The sequence below is a fragment of the Streptomyces sp. NPDC107765 genome, assembly GCF_055657085.1.
This window is the reverse complement of record NZ_JBVKBL010000001.1, coordinates 750,088-766,933: the sequence shown is the minus strand read 5'-3', so window position 1 is coordinate 766,933 and position 16,846 is coordinate 750,088. Positions and strand designations below refer to the sequence as shown.

The following is a 16,846-nucleotide window of genomic DNA, read 5'->3' as shown; positions in this document are numbered from 1 at the left end:
ACGACCGCCGACGGTGCGGCGGTCGTGGCCTCGGTCCCGGCACCAACGGTGGTCACACCCGGTTCCGTTGGGGCTGTGGGGTCAGCGCAGTGGTGGCGGCGCTGAGGATGTTGCCGAAGGCGCGGGTGAGGAGCGGCCGTACGAGGAGCCGGGTGAGCGGACGACCGAGCAACGGGAGGCGGATCTCGGCGCGGGTGGTCCAGCGCACCTCGGTGCCGCCGTCGACCTCGGTGAACGTCATCCGGCCGAGTTCGTGCCTCGACGGCGGCAGGCTGCGTTCGACGACGTACTCGGTGGCGTACGGCGGGTCGTAGTGCGTGATGCGCTCCCGGAACCAGCCCACCCACCAGAGATGACTGCGCACCGCGCCGACCCCGTAGGGCGCGCCCTCGCCGTGCCGGGTCAGCCGGCAACGCACCACCAAGGGCGAGCTCGTGTAGTGGGTGGTCGTGGTGAGCCAGGCGAAGACCTCGTCGATCGGGGCGTCGATGACGCGTTCAACGGTCACGGTTTCCACGGCTGGGTACTCCTCTGTCGAGTGGGCACACCGCATCCGCGCGGTGCAGCTTGTCCGGGTTGCGCATGCCGTAGAGGCCGGTGATCCGTCCGTCGTGGATCTCGAACGCCACCAGCCAGTCGAGCGTGTCGCCGGTGACGAACCGGGCCGCGGGCATGCCGTTGTACGTGGCCGGCTCGGCGCGGGACGTGGCGGCGCTGGTGCGGACCACGCCGAGGACGAACCGGGCGACGTCGGCGGGGCCGACGATCGGGCGGCGGGCGGCGGACACCTTTCCGCCACCATCGGAGAGCACCACGACATCGGGTGCCAACAGGTCCATCAGAACTTGCACTTCGCCGGTCGTCGCGGCGAGCAGGAACCGCTGGGCGATCTCCCGGCCGGCGACGGCATCGGGTGCGAAGCGGCGGCGCCGTGCGTGGACGTGCCCGCGTGCGCGGTGGGCGATCTGCCGGACGGTGACCTCGGTCTTGCCGATCGAGGCGGCGATCTCGCCGTGGGTGTAGCCGAACACGTCGTGCAGCACGAACACCGCCCGCTCGGTCGGGTTCAGCGTCTCCAGGACGAGCATCATGGCCATCGACACCGACTCGGCCAGGATCGCGTCCTCGCCCACCTCCGGTGCGGTGCGGAGGGGCTCGGGCAGCCAGGTGCCGACGTACTCCTCCCGCCGCGCCTTGACCGCGCGCAGGTGGTTCAGGGCCTGCCGGGTCACCGTACGGACCAGGTAGGCGCGCGGATGCTCGACCGCGGCCGGATCGACCGCGCGCCACCGCAGATAGCTCTCCTGGAGCACGTCCTCGGTGTCGGCCGCGCTGCCCAGCATCTCGTAGGCGAGGGTGAACAGCAGCGGACGGTGTGCGGTGAAGGCATCCTCAGCCATGGCCCGCCCCCACCGTGCGTACCCATCGACACCTCGGCATCACACCCGGCTCCTCTCTTCGGCTGCCCATCGAGACACTCCGCACCGGCAAACCGTGACAGCCCCCCGTTGTGATGCGCTTCACAGCTCGCGGAAGCCGTGCCGGTCACCACCCCGGTGCACCGCCCGGCGCCCAACTCACCGCGCCCCGACGCCCGTTCGCGGGAGCGTTAATGTGACGCCCATGACGGACTCCGGACTCACCGAATCCTCCTTCTGGGACCTCCCGCCGGACGCGGACGTCGTCCGGTACGGCGCATACGAGCTCACCCTCGTCCGGCCCGGAGTCCCCACGGACGCGACCGGTCTCCCGGCGCACGACCCGGTCGCGGCCCGCCGGTTCGCCGAGTCCTTCGGCACCATCGACGCGGTCCTCGAAGACCTGGGAACCGTCCCGGCGACGGATGACGCATTCGCCGGCACCCGCGCGGACCTGGAACTGGTCCGGGTCGGATGCTGGGGCGGCGTCACCGAGATCACCGACCCCGGTCTCGTGCAGTGCAACGGCAGCTATCCGGTCGAGAAGGAAGCGGAATCCCTCGCCGAGCGCTTCCCGGACGCGGTGATCATCGCCTCGTGCACGGTCGAGGACCGGCTGACCTACGGTGCCTACAAGATCATCCACCCCAGCGGGGTCCGGCTCTTCGCCGCCGGTCAGTACGCAGCAGGCCAGGAGTACTGGGACGCCGAAGGTTCACCGGCCGACGTGGCCGCCGCCTTCGGCATCACGGCAGCCGAACTGTCCGACGCCTATGTCGACCTGGACGCCGCCGCCCACGAATTCTCCTGGGAGGGCCTGTGCCGCCTCGCCCTCAAGAAGGTCGCGCCCCTCGACCACACCGGCCGCATCACCTCCCTCTTCCGCGTGCGGCACACCGAAGACGTCACCGGCCACATGGAAGAGATGTGGCTCGAAGAAGAGTGACACGCATGTCCGCGCTGTCATCCGCCGCTGACCGCCTCGACCCACGACTCGGGCAGTCCCAGGAAGCGCAGCGCGTCGGGCAGGGTCGCTCCGGGGACGGCGGCGGCCCGGGCGGCCCGTTGGTAGTGGGCCCGGGCCTCGGACCGGTCGCCGCGGGACTCTGCCGCGCGGCCGAGTCCGGCCAGCGCCCGGACCCGGTGGCCGAGCCCCTTGATCCAGTGCGGGTCGAGCTGCGCCAGGGCCTGTGCGTACAGCTCTTCCGCCGCGGTCGGATCCCCGGCCAGGAGGGCGAGGTCGCCGAATGCCCGCTGAGTGGCCGCCGCGGCCGAGGCGCTGCCGGCCCGTCGGGCGAACTCGGCGGCCTGGGCGTAATCGGCGCGCGCCGCGGCCGGGTCGGCGTCCATGCGGTGGTCGCCCCGGCTGACCAGCAGGTCGGCACAGTCTTCCCAGGCGCCCAACTGCTCGGCGAGGGCGAGGGCTTCTTCGGTGAGCGCGAGCGCCTCCTCGCGGGCGCCGCGCGCGCCCGCGAGACCGGCCAGCGCGTCCAGGGCCAGCGCGGCACCCCATCGCTCGCCCAGCGCGCGGAATCCTGCCACCGCGGTACGCAGTGCCGGATCGGCCTTCTCCCCCTGCCCGTTGCCGAGGAAGCCGAAGGCGGAGACGTAGTGCGCGACCGCGCGCACCCACGGCTCGGGCCGGTCGCATTGGGCGGAGACGAGGGCGAGGGCCGCGGGCCCGTCGCCGTCACCGGCGTTGTGCATCATCCAGAGCAGCAGAGCGGCCGGGTAGCGACCCGCCTCGGGGCCCGACCACGCCGCTGCCAGGGCCCTTCCGGCCGCGGTCCGGTGACGGCGCCACACCTCGCGGCCCGCCGGTCCGGACGCCGCGAGCAGCACACAGATCGCGTACGCCTCGCCGTGCCCGGCCGGTGGAGCGTCGCCCACGGCGTCGAGCAGCGCGACCGCCGGTGGCGCCAGCGCGCCGGAGACACCCCGGAACCACCCGTACGTCGAGGCCGAGGCGAGCAGCTCAGCGGCGGTCCCGGCCTCCCCGGCCGCCACCGCCCACTGCACGGCCGCGAGCAGATCGGAGTGCTCGGCCGCGAGGACGGCCAGCCACTGGAGCTGCTCCTGCCGGCGCAGCCACGGTTCGGCGTCGCGGGCCAGCTCCAGCAGCGTCCGGGCGTGTGCCCGCCGCACCGCCGCCGTTTCGCCCGCGGCCGCCAGCCGTTCGGTGGCGTAGGCGCGGATCGTCGCCAGCATCCGGTAGCGGCCGCCCGCCCACTCCAGCAGCGACTTGTCGGCCAACGACTCCAGCGTTTCCTCGTCGGTGTCACACACCCGCACCGCGGACGCGACGCTCGCCCCCTCGGCGAACACCGCGAAGCGCCGCGCGGCCCGCATCTCCGGCTCGGACAGCAGCTCCCAGCTCCAGGCGATCACCGAGCGCAACGTCCGGTGCCGCTCGTCCACCGTCCGGGCGCCACGCGCGGCCACGGCGAGCCGGTCGGGCAGCTGCGCCGCCAGCTCGTCGAGACCGACCGTGCGCAGCCGGGCCGCCGCGAGCTCGATGGCCAGCGGCAGGTTGTCCAGCGCCAGGCACACCCGCCGTACGGCCTGCGGGTCCGGCACGAACCCGCGCCGCACCGCGCGCGCCCGGGCGGTGAACAGCTCCACGGCCGCCCCGTCGTCGAGCGGCCGTACGGGATGGAGGTGCTCACCGATGACGCCCAGCGGCTCCCGGCTGGTCGCCAGCACCTTCAGCCGGGGAGACGCCGCCAGCAGGCGCGCCGCCAACGCGGCGATCTCCTCGACGAGATGCTCGCAGTTGTCCAGGACGAGCAGGAGCGCCCGCCCCGACAGTGCCGCGACCAGGCGCTCCAGCGGATCCCGGTCACCGGCCGCCACATGCAGTCCCCGCTCCCGCAGGCCGAGGGCGCGCAGCAGGGCCGGCGGTACGAGCGCGCCCTCGCGCAGCGCGCCCAGCTCCACGAAGCAGACCTGCTCGGTCTCCGTCGCGCAGACCTCCACCGCCAGCCGGGTCTTGCCGACACCACCCGGCCCGGTCAGCGTCACCAGCCGTGCCTCGCGCAGGAGTTGGGCGATCGCCGCCACCTCGCCGGCCCGGCCGACGAAGGCCGTCAGCGGGGCGGGCGGCGCGGTGGGGGAGGGGGACGGGTCGGACTTGAGCAGTTCGTGGTGCAGTCCGACGAGTTCGGCCGACGGATCGGTGCCCAGCTCGTCGACGAGGTGCCGCCTGGTTTCCTCGAACACCACCAGCGCCTCGGCCTGCCCGCCGTCGGCGAACAGCGCCCGCATCAGCAGCCCGGCCAGCCGTTCCCGGAGCGGATGACGGTCGTGGAGTTCACGCAACTCCGGTACGACGGCGCGGTGTTCGCCCAGCCGCAGCGCGGCCTCGATCCGGTCCTCGTGCACGGAGAGCCTGAGCTCCTCCAGCCGTGCGGCGGCGGCCCGGGCCGGCTCGCTGTCGGCGGCGTCGGCGAGCGCCGGTCCCCGCCACAGCTCCAACGCCTCGCGCAGCAGGGCGGCCGCCCGCTGTGCCTCGCCCTCCCGTAGCGCCGTCCGGCCCTGCTCCGCCAGCCGTTCGAACCGCCCGGCGTCGACGTCGTCGGCGGGGACGACGAGCCGGTAGCCCGCTCCGGTCCGCTCGATCGCCGCCGCCTCGCCCAGGGCCGAGCGCAGCCGGGAGATCTGGGACTGCAACGCGTGCGGCGACGGGGTGCCCTGCGGCCCGGTGCCGTCGGCCAGCCGGTCGGCCGGGACGACCTCGCCGGGCCGGACGAGCAGCAACGTGAGCAGTGCGCGCCGTGCGGGTCCGCCCAGGGAGACCTCCGCCCCGTCGTCGCCCCACATCAGCGTCCCGCCGAGGATTCCGAAGCGCATGGGGGTGATTATCCACAGCGCCTGCGGGTGGTGAGCCACCCGCACCGGTCAGACGATCGGGCCGAGGTACGTACCGCCGGAGACGTCGATGGTCCGGCCGGTGATCCACCGTCCCTGCGGTCCCGCCAGGAATCCGACGACGTCGGCCACGTCCTCGGGCTCGCCGAGGCGCCCCAGCGCGGTGACCGCCTCCAGCCCGGCGACCACCTCGGGCACGGACGTATAGGCGGCGGTCAGGTCGGTCCGCACCGCGCCCGGTGCGACCGTGTTCACCGTGATCCCGCGTCGGCCGAGCTCATTGGCCAGCGACGGGGCCAGGGACTCCAGTGCCGCCTTGGTCACGGTGTAGCCGATCTGCGTGGAGACGGCGAACCGGCTGGCCGTGGAGCCCATGTTGATGATGCGGCCGCCGTCGTTCAGCAGCGGCAGGGCCCGCTGGATGACGAAGAACGGTGCGGTGACGTTGACCGCGAGCAGCCGGTCCCATTCCTCACGGGTCACCTGCGCCACCGAATTCCCCGAAGAGATGCCCGCATTGTTGACCAGGATGTCCAGCCCCCGCCCCGCGAGCCCGGCCGTCAGCTCCTCGAACAGCCGGTCCACCGCGCCGTCGTCACCGAACCGGGCCCGCACGGCGAGGGCCCGTCCGCCCGCCCCCTCGATCCGGGCCACCGTCTCCCGGGCCGCCTCCTCGTTGTCCCCGTAGTGGACCGCGACCCACGCGCCCTCGGCAGCCAGCCGCAGCGCCACCGCCCGGCCGATGCCCCGGGACCCGCCCGTCACCAACGCCGTCCTACCCGTCAGTGCACCCGTCGTCGCACCCGTCATTGCAGCCATCGCAGCCATCGTCAGCCCCTCACTCGGCGGCCGGTCCGCTCTGTGGAACCGGCGATGCCCCCACACTGCCGACGCCGCCTCACCGCACACTCACCGTCCGCTCACCGGCCTGCGGCAAGGAAAGGGGAAACGCATCAGCCCGGGCACGCAGAATTGCCCGGGCGCACAAAGCTGCCCGGGCACCCCTGTGTGCCCGGGCGGAAAGAACTGCCCGGGCACACAAAAATGCCCGGGCCGGGCCGTCTCCTCCGGTGAAAGTGGAAGGGCTGTCGGAGGAAGCGACCCGGTCCGGGTGTTGTGCTACGGGCTTCAGTGATATCCCGGGTGGTGCTGTGACCGGGGGGCCACTCCCAGGACGGCTCCCGTTTTAGCTGGCCATGCCGCCGCCACCGGTGTGGATGCCACCGGACGGCTGGTGGTGGTGCTTCTTCTTCATGTGCTTCTTCTTCTTGTGGTGCTTCTTCTCGACGTGCTTGGCGTAGTGGTGGTGCTCGAAGTGACGGTGCTCGTCGTGGCGGAGAAGCACCAGGCGCCGGGACTCGTTGATGCAGGTGTTGCCGAAGGCCGGGTTCAGCAGGCCAACGATGTTGATCGTGTTGCCGCACAGGTTGATCGGAATGTGGATCGGGACCTGAAGGACGTTGCCTGACAAAATTCCCGGCGATCCGACCGCCTGGCCGGCCGCCTCACTGTCTGCGAACGCAGTCGACATGCCGCCCAGCGCAGTGCTTGCCGCAATAGCGGCAATAACAGTCACTCGCGTGAAGCGTGACATAGCAATTTCTCCCGATCGATCGCGGCGGCTCGCTACCGCCTCCTGTCACTTCTCTTCGGCAGTCGTGAGCTTCTGGTTAAGGGTTTGAGATCTTTTCACTCTTTCGATTCACCCTGAGTGCTCTACCTGGACGCGGGCGGCCAGTAATGCTCGCGTCCGCCGTAGGTCGGGGTGCTTGCCGGTACTCGCAGGGTTGACGGCGAAAACGGACGGGGAGGCAGGCTGGATCGATGGGTGGCGCCGCTGCGGCCCGGACGTCCGGGCCACAGCCGGCGGCGCCGCACGCGCGCAGGCCGGCGGTTTGATGCCCCAAGCGTCAGCGTCACTCATTGACGTCGAATCAGTAGATCGAGGCATCTCATCGAACACGCGTCCCTATGCTGAGGGCATGATCGATGTACGCCTTTCGGCGCTGGAAGTCGCGATGGTCCAAACGGGCACCCGGGCCGAGGAGACCCTGCGTGACACCGCCGCCTTCGCACGGGAAATGGAACGGCTGGGCTACCACCGGATCTGGTACGCCGAGCACCACCACTCCCCGGCCATCGGCGCCTTCCCACCCGTCGTGCTGACCGCGCACGCCGCCGCCTCGACCTCGACCATCCATCTCGGTTCGGGCGGAGTGCTGGCACCCAACCACGCCCCCCTCATGCTGGCCGAGCAGTTCGGAGCGCTGGCCGCCCTCCACCCGGACCGCATCGACCTGGGCATCGGCCGCGGCCCCGGCACCTTCGACGAGGCCATCGCCCGGGCGCTACGCCGCGGAGCAGGCCCGACGACGGACGCCGAGTACCACGACGACGTGGCCGCGACCCTGTCCTTCCTCGTCGACGAGGTCGCACTCGAACCGCTGCCGGAACCCTGGCTGCTGTCGTCCAGCACCGCGGGTGCCGCACTCGCCGCACGCCTCGGCCTGCCGATCGCCCTCGCCCACCACATCCGGCCGGACAACACCCGGGCGGCGGTGGAGCGTTACCGGGCGGAGTTCACCCCCTCACGCTGGAGCGAGCGCCCTCGGGTGCTGGTGTGCGTGGAGACGGTCTGCGCCGAAACGGAAGAAGAAGCCGCGTGGCGCATCGGGCCGATGAACGTCGTCAAGGCGGGCCTCCTCAAGGGCCGGAGCGAGATCCCCTTCCCCACGCCCGAGGAAGCGGCCACCCACCCCTTCACGGCACAGGAGCAGCAGGCCCTGGCCGGCTTCCGCGCCCAGCAAGCCGTCGGCACACCCGAGACCGTCCTGCGCCGGCTTGCCCAACTTGCCGAGGAGACCGGAGCGGACGAACTGATGCTGACCACACCGGTCTACGACCTCCGCGACCGCGTCCACTCCTACGAACTCATCAAGAAGTACACGGGGGCCACGACAGCACCGTAGGAACCGTGTGCCGCGGCGGAATCGCCTGCAGTCGCTCCCGCCCCGGCGGACGAACGGACGGCAGGCGCAGGACCCCAGTCATGGTGGAGAGACGCGTCCGAGACCCATCCGGTGCGGCGCGCCCTTCGTGCACGGACGAACGCCGCCGTCGCGTCAGCGGTTCCTGGGCCGGTCGAACCAGACCGTGGCGAGCGTCGGCGCGAGCCCTGCCCAGAAGAGCACCTGCGGCAACGGCCGTTCGGTCCAGGGGACTTCGGCGATCAGCAGGGCGCACAGCATGGCCCAGGCCGCCTGGGCCACCACGACGCGGGACCATCCGTGGCGGCGGATCAGCGAACGCACGTTGAGCCGGACGCCGGCGCGGCGGCGCCGGTAGCGCAGCAGTGCGCCGACCAGCCAGATGGCGGTCATCGGCACGAGGTACCACAGGCGCTGGCCGAGCGGCAGCGGCAACTCCCGCTGCACCTCGCCGTCGACGGCGAACAGGTCCACCATCGCCCCGGCGAGGCCGACGCAGAGCAGGGCGAGCCACCGCACCCCACGCAGCATGCGGTACGTCGCCCGGTCCAAACCGCGTTGCAGCTCGGCGGAGTCCGGTACGGCGGCCAGCCCGCCGGCGTACAGGTCGGCGGCCTGCGCGGCCCGGACGCCCGGGGCCTCGGCGGCCTGCCGGGTCTGCCGGGCCAGGGCCTCGGCGTGCGTGGGGTCGATCCGGAGGATGCCGCGGTTGAGTTGCTCGGCGAGCGTCCGGTTGCCCGAGAAGTCGGCGATCTGCTGGGCGACTTCGTGGGCGTAGACCTCCTCGGGGCCCAGTCGCAGTGCCTCCCTCGCCAGGTCGGCCGCCTCGCGCAGGACCTCGGCCATGTCCTCGTGCCGGAGTTCCTGGGCGCCGGTCGCCCGGGCGTGGCGGACCATGGACATACGGCTCACGGCGTCGGCGAGCATGGCGTAACCGAACCAGTGGTGCGGGTCGGCCCGGACCGCCTCGCGCAGTACGGGCTCCGCCTCGCGCCACGCCCTGTCGGGTATCCGGGTCAGTGCCCGAGCGTGCAGGATGAGCCCGCCGAATTCCCCGGGAGTCAGGGTGAGCGCCTCGGCAGCCGCGTCGAGGGCTCGTTCCGGCTGTCCGGTGTTCAGGTGGCAGTAGCCGATCTTGATCCAGGCGCCCGTGTCGTCGGGGTTTTCGGCCAGGTGCTGCGCGAGCAGGGCCAGGGCCTGGTCGTAGCGGTCGAAATCGATGAGCGCCTGGGCCTTCTCGACGGCCGGGTGCACAGTGGTCACAGCTTGCGCCTCTTCTTCAGATAGGCCACGAGGTCGTCGTACATCCCGCCGTCGTTCGCGTACATCGCCACATTGCGGGCGGCCGCGAACCACGGCTCCGTCGAAGGCGCGACCTGCCCCGCCGCGGACAGCAGGTCCGTCATCCCGATCATGCGCACGGTCCCGGTACGCGCCGAGTCCAGCAGCGCGTGCTCGGCCGCCGCCTCGCACACATGGGCCAGATCGGCGCCGGACAGCCCGGCCGTGGCCTTGACGAGCTTGCCGAGGTCGACGTTCTCGATGGGCCGCTCCCGGAGGTGGTAGCGGAGGATCGCCTCCCGGGCCGGCGCGTCGGGCGGCAGCACCAGCAAGGTCCGGTCCAGCCGGCCGGGCCGGCGCAGGGCGATGTCCACGTCCCAGGGCACGTTGGTGGCGGCGAGCACGAAAACGCCCTCGTTCGCCTCCGCCTCGACACCGTCCAGCTCGGTCAGCAACTGGTTGACGGTGTTGCGCATTCCGGCGCTCTGCGTGCGGCTGCGCTTGCCACCGAGCGCATCGAGTTCGTCGAGGAAGACCACGCACGGGGCCTGGCGGCGCGCCGTCTGGAAGAGCTCGTGCATATTGCGCTCGGAGTTGCCGATCCACATGTCGAGCACATCGCTGACCGATACGGACAGGAAGCTCGCCCCCAGCTCACCGGCGACGGCCCGCGCGATGAAGGTCTTGCCGCAGCCCGGCGGCCCGTACAGCAGAAGCCCGCCGCGCAGACTCTTGCCGTACAGGCGGCGCAGCTCCGGATTGCGCAACGGCGCCAGGAAGGCGGCCTCCAGCCGCTCCTTGACCTCCTGCATGCCGCCCACGTCGGCGAGCCGGACGGCTCCGGGTCGCTCCACGTCCCAGGCGGCCGCCTCCCCGGGATCACCGCTGCCGTCCACACTGAGCGGCGCCTCCACGAACCGGGGCGGAACCATGTCTCCCACCTGGTCCTCGGCGGCCTTCCAGTCAAAACCGGGGCGCGGGGCCGTGGTGGGTGTGGGTGTGGGAGGGGGATCGGAAGTGACGGTGGGGGAGAGGGGGGTGGAGGCGGAGTCCGCGGCGGGGCCGGTCGCGGGGGCCTGTACGGGCTCGGTCGGCGCCGGGGGCTGCGGTGGGTGGGGGAGTACAGCCTCGCCGGGGCCGGTTGCCGACGTGCCGGTCAGCGCACGGATCATCAACTCCCGTGCCTGGCCGTCACCGGGAGCGTGCTGCAGTGCCACCGCAACCTCGCCCACCGCGGCCTCGCCGAGGCCCGCGGTCAGCAGCAACTCGGCGAGGTGCAGCCGCAGGGGAACGTCATCGGGCGCCGCGGCAACGGCCGCACGCATGCTCTGTATCAGGGGTGATTCCGCCGACATGACCCACACTTTACGGAGCCGGTCACGGCGGCGACCGTGGGGGTGAGCCCGCCGACCGGGTGCGAGTGACGTAAATCGTCGTGCGGATCGAGTGACGTGGGCTACCGAGCCACACCGTGGCCCGACGGCATCAGACCTGGGCCCATCTGCCGTCCAGGTTGAACACATGGATCGGCGTCTCGAACTGCACGCTCCACGTTCCCATCAGAAACCCACCCAGGAACAGTTTCACGCGCTGGACGTCCAGAGCCGAGGTGGGTTCGGCCTCCGAGAACGTCCTCAGATTGGCATCGGGCTCCTGTGCGGGAATGGGGAAGTCCGAACTCTCCAGGATTCCGGCGTCCAACCGCTGGCTATCGTTGGAAGTTGAGATGCCGGTGACATCCGAACTGAAGAAGTTGAAAGCCGCGGCGAAGGTGCTGCCCAAGCCCGGGACCCCCGAATCCGTGAACTTCTGGAACGCGAACCGTACTTGGGGGCTTCCGTCGTTGTCCTCGATCTTCATCTCTACCGGGAAGAGTCCCACCTTGTCAGTCGGCACGAACATGATTCTCTCCCTCGACCAGTCCGCTCAGTCCGCCCAGTCCGTCCAGTCATTTTCATGGAACGCCCGATGGATCCGGTCCGCCAGTCGGACCGTCGGCCGGTCCTCGGTCGGGGCCCGCTCCCGACACTGCGCCCGCTCTGGATACTGTCCGCTATTGACATAGCGGTGGCTATTCGTAGTGTGGAGGGTATGAGCGCGGATGCCGACCACACACCGAAGCGCCGGCCGACCAGGGCGGAGGCCAAGGCCCGCACCAGGCAGCTGCTGCTGGACGCCGCGGCGCGCACGTACGCGCGCAAGGGGTTCGCCGCGGCTTCCGTGGAGGAGATCGCCGAGGCGGCGGGCTTCTCCATCGGCGCGGTCTATTCCAATTTCGGCAGCAAGGAGCGGCTCTTCGTCGAGCTGCTGAAGGAGCGTGCCAGCCAGCAGGTGTCCCGGGCGACCGAGATCGTGGCCGAGGCACAGCACGGCGATGATCCGGTCCCGGCACTCGGCCGGCTGCTGGCGAACGCCGCCGACAAGGACCCCGACTTTGCTCCGCTCCAGGCCGAGTTCTGGCTCTACGCGGTGCGCAATCCGCCGCTGTTGGAAACCCTTGCGGAGGAACTGCGCGGGCCCCGGGCCGAGTTGGCGAGCCTCATGGCTGAAGCGCTGCGCCACATCGGGGCCCCCGAGACCGTCTCCGCCGATGCGGTGGCCACCATCGCCATGGCGCTCTTCCAGGGACTGCTGCGCCAGCGCCGGATCGACTCCGCCAGCGTGCCGGACGAGCTGCTGGGCCAGGCGATGCGGTGGCTGTTCGCCGGCATCGCGGCCACCGGCACCACGGGCGCCGCCACGGCCGCCCCCACGAACGACGCCGCCCCCACGAACGACGCCGCCCCCACGAACGACGCCGCGCCCGCATAGACACCGGCCGCCGGCCCGCCCCCCCCGCTGACCGGCCCGAGGACGACGAGGAGAACCGATGACCCACGTCGACGCCACGGCCGCACTGCCGTCGTTGCAGGACCTGCTCGACCCGCGTCATCGGGCCGACCCCTACCCGCTCTACTCCCGCTGGCGCGCGCAGGCGCCGCTCGCGCGGCCAGCCGAGCAGCTGTGGGTGCTCACCCGGTACGAGGACTGCGCCGCGGTCCTGCGCGACGGACGGTTCGGGCACGCGGACACCGACGACCCCCGCTTCACCGGACGGGCCCGCCCGTCCCTCCAAGTCCTGGTCGATGACGACGGCCGCCCCGTGCGCGGCTTCCTGGGACTGAATCCGCCCAGCCACACACGGCTGCGCTCGCTGGTCTCCCAGGCGTTCACCAGGCGACGCGTGGAGCTTCTGGCGCCGCGGATCGAGGAGCTCACCGCCGAGTTGTTCACCGCCATGGAGAGCGCGCCGGGGCCGGTCGACCTCATCGAGGGACTGGCCACGCCCCTGCCCGTAGCGGTGATCAGCGAACTGCTCGGCGTGCCCGATGCCGACCGCCCCCGGATGCTGAGGTGGTCGCACGCGGTGGCGCGTGCCCTCGTCCCCGACTTCCTCCTCCCGCCCGGCGCCGCCGAAGAGGAGGCGCAGGCCCGCCGGGAGTTCACCGACTACCTGCGCGAACTCGTCGTCAAGCGTCGTCGCGCACCGGGTGACGACCTCCTCTCGGCGCTGGTCGGCGTGCACGACGGCGGCGACACCCTCACCGAGAACGAACTGCTGGCCACCTGCACGCTGTTGCTGATCGCCGGTCACGAAACCACCGTCAACCTGATCGGCAACGGCACTCTCGCCCTGCTCCGCCACCCCGACCAACTGGAGCGGCTGCGCAGTGACCCGGACCTGATCGACAACGCGGTCGAGGAGCTGCTGCGCTACGACTCGCCGGTCCAGCTCACCGTCCGTTTCGCCCTGCAGGACGCCGAGGTCGCCGGGGTCCCGGTCCCGGAGGGCACCACACTGCTGCTGCTCATCGGCGCGGCGAACCGTGACCCCGCGGCGTACGAGGACCCCGAGCGGCTGGACATCGGCCGCGCGCCCGTACGGCACCTCGCGTTCGGTCAGGGCATCCACTTCTGCCTCGGTGCTCCGCTCGCCCGCCTCGAAACGCGGATCGCTCTGCGGGCGCTGCTCCAGCGCGCCCCACAGGCCCGGCTGGCCGGCGAGCCCGAATGGAAGGACCACATCACCCTCCGCGGCCTGCGCCACCTTCCCCTCTCACTCGGCTGACGCCCCCTCCAGGAGGCAGCCATGCCCACCCCCACGCGTCACCCTCCGCCCGGCCCCCTCAGCAGCGCTCCGCGATCCCCTGCGCGAGCCACGGACCCTCGTAAGAGGGGGCATCCGACCAAGCCCTACCCGGCCTATCTCACCGCCGGACTCGTCATAGGCGTCGCCTGGGCGCTGAACGAGGGAACGCCGCCCCGGGAGCACGCCGCGAAGCTGCTGGTCCTCCTGTTCGTCGCCGCCCCGCTGTTGCACCTGGCCCGCCGACGCCGCGCGGCCCGACGTACAGATCACCGGCCCGTGCCACCACAGCCGCCGCGGGACCGGCCCCCGCACCACCGGCCCCCTCTGTCGTTCGTCCGGCTGGCCGTCGCCAAAATCGCCCTGCTGGCGCTCGCGCTCGCCGCCGTCCGGCTGCTGGACGACTCGCTCGCCCACCCCGACCGCGCCGTCGCCGTCGGACTGGCCGCCGTCGTCGGCATCCTCGGACCTCTCCTCCACCGCTTCCTGCTGATACGTGCGCCGGACGCCCTCCCATGCCCGAGAAGGTAGACAAAAGGCGTGAAATGTGACGTTATCGATCCATGGGTGGTGGTCGGTGTTCGGCAGTGCCTCCATGGTCACGCGCAGCCGAACAGGGGCACCCGGAGGGAAAGGACGCTGGGTGAGCGTGCAACGGGTGGGAGTCGTCGTCCACGGGGGTCGTCCGGGCGCCGTGGCGGCCGCCGATGTCGTCCGACGATGGTGTGCGCGTCAGGAGGTCGGCTGCGTCGCCATCGATGTGTGGGGTGAGGGCGAACAACGGCGGGATGCGGGGGAGGAGGTCGACGCTGCCGGCTGCCCCGATCTGGTCGTCACGCTAGGCGGAGACGGCACCTTCCTGCGCGGAGCCCGCCTGGCCGCCCAGAACGACGCGCTCGTCCTCGGCGTGGACCTGGGCACCCTCGGCTTCCTGACCGAGGTTCCGGCCGACGACGTCGAATGCGCGCTGGACACCATCCACCGCGGCCAGGCCGACGTCGAGACCCGCCTCATGCTGACGATGCGGGCGTCCTGCCCGCTGGAACTCCCCGACGGAATGGAGACGCTCCTGCGCTACGGGCGGGGCCCCGCGCTGCCGCCTCCACCGGTGCGCCCCGAGTGTGCCGTCGCCCTGGACTGGGGGGTGGCCCTGAACGTGACGGCCCTCAACGACATCGTGCTGGAGAAACTGGCACGCGACCGGCAGGTCGCCCTCGGCGTGTACCTCGCGGGCCGACTGCTCGCCTCTTACTCCGCCGACGCCGTCCTGGTCGCCACGCCCACCGGATCCACCGCCTACAGTTTCGCCGCCGGCGGCCCCGTCCTCTCCCCCCGGGCGGATGCGATCATCTTCACCCCCGTCGCCCCGCACATGACCTTCAACCGCTCGGTGGTCGCCGCCCCCGACGAAGCCGTCGCCCTCCGCGTCCTGAGGCACTCCGGCCGCGCGGCGGTGAGTGTCGACGGACAGTTGCGCGGTGTGCTGGATCCGGGGGACTGGATCGGTGTCTACGCGGCTCCCCGGCGCCTGCGCGTCGCGCGGCTGGGGCCCACCGACTTCTACGGGAGGCTGCGCGAGCGGATGCGCCTGACCGATGCCCCCGCAGCCGTCGACGCCGACGTCACCCCCATGTGGCCGCACACCACTCCGGCCCCCGATGACCTCGCCCACCTGCGCCTGCCACCCCTGCCCGCGGACGTCGACTGATCTGCGGCTCCGCAGAGCTGCCGACCTGCCGACCTGCCCACCGGCCCCGACGGCTCCGTGACCCGGCCCGCCTGGCGTCAGCCGATGGCGGCGGGCGGCTCGGGGGTGGCCAGGCCCGCGAGGAACCAGACCTCGATGGCCTCGTTGACGGTCACCATCGCGTGCCCGTCGGGTGTGAAGGACATGGTCTGCTGGTTCGGGTCCGCCCAGAGCGTCCGCGCGGTCGAGTCGAAGAGCACCGAGCCGTTGCCGGTCCGAACGAAGGCGCACGGACCGCGGTCGGTCCACACGGCGCGGGTGCCGGAACCGGCGAGGGCCGAATGTCTGCCGATCTTGACCGGGAAGTCCGTCGGCCGGATCAACTCGCCGACCGTGGGAGCGGGATCCAGGCTCATCAACTGGGCGGCGGGTGTGGAGTCGTCGGCCACAGCCCCCACCGCGAACACGGCGGTGCCCTCTGGGGAGATGGCGAGGGCGTGCAGCTGCCTGAGCCGGGTCGGGGCGGTGGCCAGTACGGCGCCGCTGTCGACCTCGCGGACCACCACACGGCCTTCCGGCGACGTGTGCGCCAGCAGCCGGCCGCTGGTGTCCAGTGCGACGGGTCCGAACGCCTCCTCCTCGGCCGGGACGGTGAGCACCACCCGGCCGGTATCCGCCTCCATAACGGCGACCCGGCCCGACACGCAGGTACCGGTGGCCACCCGACTGCCGTCGCCACTGAAACCGATCCGGACGGGGTCATCCATGCCGAGGCTCACCTCGTCCTCGAAGTCGTCCTCATCCTCGTACTCGTCCTCGTCCCCCTCCTCATCAGCGAAGTCCTCCTCGTCCTCCTCATCCTCGTCGTTCCGGTCGGAGGGCCCGGAGGACACCGGAAGGGCCCACAACTGCTCCCCGGTCGCGGCGGACCAGGCGTGCAGGCGGCCTTCGACGGACGTCACCACTGTCCGACCGTCCGGGCTGACCTGCATGTCGTGGGGCTCGTCGTGATAGTCGGCTCCGTGGAGGAACCAGGTCAGCCGGTCCTTCTCCACGGTGTCCCAGCGGACGATGTCGCCGCCGTTGTGGTGCCACTCGGCCGCCGCGCCCAACGCCACCCAGGACAGGTCGGAGGGCACCGCCACCGCGGTCGCCCCGTGGTAGAAGTACGCCTCGCCGAGCCCCGTCTCCTCGGCCTCCTCCGCGTCCTCGCCCACCTCACCCTCGCCCTCCGCAACACCAAGGCGTCCGAGGTGGCGCACGCCGGCGAGGGAGTGGTACGGACGCACGTCGCCCGCCGTCCACCGGGCCCACCAGTCGTCGGGCATCGGGCGCTGCTGCGCGGGCCAGGCCAGCACCCGCGGCCCGACGGCGGCCAGTCCCTCCTCGTCCAACTCGGCCAGGCGCAGGCAGACTTCGTGCCAGACCTGCTTGGTCGGGCGCGCCTTCAGCAGTTCGTCAAGGGAGCTCATCGCAACGG

General features: G+C 71.7%; 15 protein-coding genes. 6 read left to right on the top strand and 9 right to left on the bottom strand.

The features are described from left to right. Window positions 1-52: 52 nt before the first annotated feature. Window positions 53-517, bottom strand: a complete 465-nt coding sequence (locus ACZ7MX_RS03500; RefSeq protein WP_472128900.1) for an SRPBCC family protein — start codon at window positions 515-517, stop codon at window positions 53-55. Beyond that, window positions 498-1,400 (bottom strand): RNA polymerase sigma-70 factor, encoded by a 903-nt coding sequence (locus tag ACZ7MX_RS03495; RefSeq protein ID WP_472128898.1) that lies wholly within the window; start codon window positions 1,398-1,400, stop codon window positions 498-500. Before ACZ7MX_RS03495 ends, ACZ7MX_RS03500 begins: the two co-directional genes overlap by 20 nt. A gap of 223 nt (window positions 1,401-1,623) precedes the next feature. On the opposite strand from ACZ7MX_RS03495, the gene ACZ7MX_RS03490 reads away from it, so the two are divergent. Then, the gene (locus ACZ7MX_RS03490) at window positions 1,624-2,364 is read left to right on the top strand and encodes a DUF6333 family protein (RefSeq protein WP_472128896.1); all 741 of its coding nucleotides are present in this window, start codon (window positions 1,624-1,626) and stop codon (window positions 2,362-2,364) included. A 17-nt stretch (window positions 2,365-2,381) separates the two neighbouring features. Here ACZ7MX_RS03490 and ACZ7MX_RS03485 read toward each other — a convergent pair whose 3' ends face one another. The 3 genes from ACZ7MX_RS03485 to ACZ7MX_RS03475 form a co-directional block, all read right to left on the bottom strand. Then, complete coding sequence (locus ACZ7MX_RS03485; protein WP_472128895.1) at window positions 2,382-5,267, bottom strand: BTAD domain-containing putative transcriptional regulator; 2,886 nt, start codon at window positions 5,265-5,267, stop codon at window positions 2,382-2,384. 48 nt (window positions 5,268-5,315) lie between these two features. After that, window positions 5,316-6,104, bottom strand: a complete 789-nt coding sequence (locus ACZ7MX_RS03480) for an SDR family NAD(P)-dependent oxidoreductase (RefSeq protein ID WP_472128893.1) — start codon at window positions 6,102-6,104, stop codon at window positions 5,316-5,318. 367 nt (window positions 6,105-6,471) lie between these two features. Beyond that, entirely contained in the window at window positions 6,472-6,879 is a 408-nt protein-coding gene (locus ACZ7MX_RS03475; protein WP_472128891.1) for a chaplin, read from the bottom strand. 388 nt (window positions 6,880-7,267) lie between these two features. Between ACZ7MX_RS03475 and ACZ7MX_RS03470 the strand changes: the two genes are divergently transcribed. Beyond that, window positions 7,268-8,254 carry an LLM class flavin-dependent oxidoreductase gene (locus ACZ7MX_RS03470; RefSeq protein ID WP_472128889.1) on the top strand — a complete coding sequence of 329 codons (987 nt, stop codon included), beginning with the start codon at window positions 7,268-7,270 and terminating at the stop codon, window positions 8,252-8,254. 153 nt (window positions 8,255-8,407) lie between these two features. On the opposite strand, the gene ACZ7MX_RS03465 is transcribed toward ACZ7MX_RS03470, so the two are convergent. From ACZ7MX_RS03465 to ACZ7MX_RS03455, 3 genes are all read right to left on the bottom strand, one after another. Continuing rightward, window positions 8,408-9,535 carry a tetratricopeptide repeat protein gene (locus ACZ7MX_RS03465; protein WP_472128887.1) on the bottom strand — a complete coding sequence of 376 codons (1,128 nt, stop codon included), beginning with the start codon at window positions 9,533-9,535 and terminating at the stop codon, window positions 8,408-8,410. Beyond that, complete coding sequence (locus tag ACZ7MX_RS03460; RefSeq protein ID WP_472128885.1) at window positions 9,532-10,908, bottom strand: ATP-binding protein; 1,377 nt, start codon at window positions 10,906-10,908, stop codon at window positions 9,532-9,534. Before ACZ7MX_RS03460 ends, ACZ7MX_RS03465 begins: the two co-directional genes overlap by 4 nt. 130 nt (window positions 10,909-11,038) lie before the next feature. Then, the gene (locus ACZ7MX_RS03455; RefSeq protein ID WP_472128883.1) at window positions 11,039-11,455 is read right to left on the bottom strand and encodes a hypothetical protein; all 417 of its coding nucleotides are present in this window, start codon (window positions 11,453-11,455) and stop codon (window positions 11,039-11,041) included. 189 nt (window positions 11,456-11,644) lie between these two features. On the opposite strand from ACZ7MX_RS03455, the gene ACZ7MX_RS03450 reads away from it, so the two are divergent. From ACZ7MX_RS03450 to ACZ7MX_RS03435, 4 genes are all read left to right on the top strand, one after another. Next, window positions 11,645-12,364: a TetR/AcrR family transcriptional regulator gene (locus tag ACZ7MX_RS03450; protein WP_472128882.1), complete on the top strand. Its 720-nt coding sequence runs from the start codon at window positions 11,645-11,647 to the stop codon at window positions 12,362-12,364. Window positions 12,365-12,422: 58 nt separating this feature from the next. Further along, on the top strand, window positions 12,423-13,661 hold the full coding sequence (locus tag ACZ7MX_RS03445; RefSeq protein ID WP_472128880.1) for a cytochrome P450: 1,239 nt from the start codon (window positions 12,423-12,425) through the stop codon (window positions 13,659-13,661). Between the two features lie 21 nt (window positions 13,662-13,682). Further along, window positions 13,683-14,210, top strand: coding sequence for a hypothetical protein (locus ACZ7MX_RS03440; protein WP_472128879.1), 528 nt, complete (start codon window positions 13,683-13,685; stop codon window positions 14,208-14,210). Window positions 14,211-14,322: 112 nt separating this feature from the next. Beyond that, complete coding sequence (locus ACZ7MX_RS03435) at window positions 14,323-15,387, top strand: NAD(+)/NADH kinase (protein ID WP_472128878.1); 1,065 nt, start codon at window positions 14,323-14,325, stop codon at window positions 15,385-15,387. 77 nt (window positions 15,388-15,464) lie between these two features. On the opposite strand, the gene ACZ7MX_RS03430 is transcribed toward ACZ7MX_RS03435, so the two are convergent. After that, window positions 15,465-16,838: a WD40 repeat domain-containing protein gene (locus ACZ7MX_RS03430; protein ID WP_472128876.1), complete on the bottom strand. Its 1,374-nt coding sequence runs from the start codon at window positions 16,836-16,838 to the stop codon at window positions 15,465-15,467. Window positions 16,839-16,846 lie beyond the last annotated feature (8 nt).

Bases quoted from the DNA above. Each gene is read 5' to 3' on its own strand.
- ACZ7MX_RS03495 (WP_472128898.1), bottom strand. From the start codon at position 1,400: ATGGCTGAGGATGCCTTCACCGCACACCGTCCGCTGCTGTTCACCCTC.
- ACZ7MX_RS03490 (WP_472128896.1), top strand. From the start codon at position 1,624: ATGACGGACTCCGGACTCACCGAATCCTCCTTCTGGGACCTCCCGCCG.
- ACZ7MX_RS03485 (WP_472128895.1), bottom strand. From the start codon at position 5,267: ATGCGCTTCGGAATCCTCGGCGGGACGCTGATGTGGGGCGACGACGGG.
- ACZ7MX_RS03480 (WP_472128893.1), bottom strand. From the start codon at position 6,104: ATGGCTGCAATGACGGGTGCGACGACGGGTGCACTGACGGGTAGGACG.
- ACZ7MX_RS03475 (WP_472128891.1), bottom strand. From the start codon at position 6,879: ATGTCACGCTTCACGCGAGTGACTGTTATTGCCGCTATTGCGGCAAGC.
- ACZ7MX_RS03470 (WP_472128889.1), top strand. From the start codon at position 7,268: ATGATCGATGTACGCCTTTCGGCGCTGGAAGTCGCGATGGTCCAAACG.
- ACZ7MX_RS03460 (WP_472128885.1), bottom strand. From the start codon at position 10,908: ATGTCGGCGGAATCACCCCTGATACAGAGCATGCGTGCGGCCGTTGCC.
- ACZ7MX_RS03455 (WP_472128883.1), bottom strand. From the start codon at position 11,455: ATGTTCGTGCCGACTGACAAGGTGGGACTCTTCCCGGTAGAGATGAAG.
- ACZ7MX_RS03450 (WP_472128882.1), top strand. From the start codon at position 11,645: ATGAGCGCGGATGCCGACCACACACCGAAGCGCCGGCCGACCAGGGCG.
- ACZ7MX_RS03445 (WP_472128880.1), top strand. From the start codon at position 12,423: ATGACCCACGTCGACGCCACGGCCGCACTGCCGTCGTTGCAGGACCTG.
- ACZ7MX_RS03440 (WP_472128879.1), top strand. From the start codon at position 13,683: ATGCCCACCCCCACGCGTCACCCTCCGCCCGGCCCCCTCAGCAGCGCT.
- ACZ7MX_RS03430 (WP_472128876.1), bottom strand. From the start codon at position 16,838: ATGAGCTCCCTTGACGAACTGCTGAAGGCGCGCCCGACCAAGCAGGTC.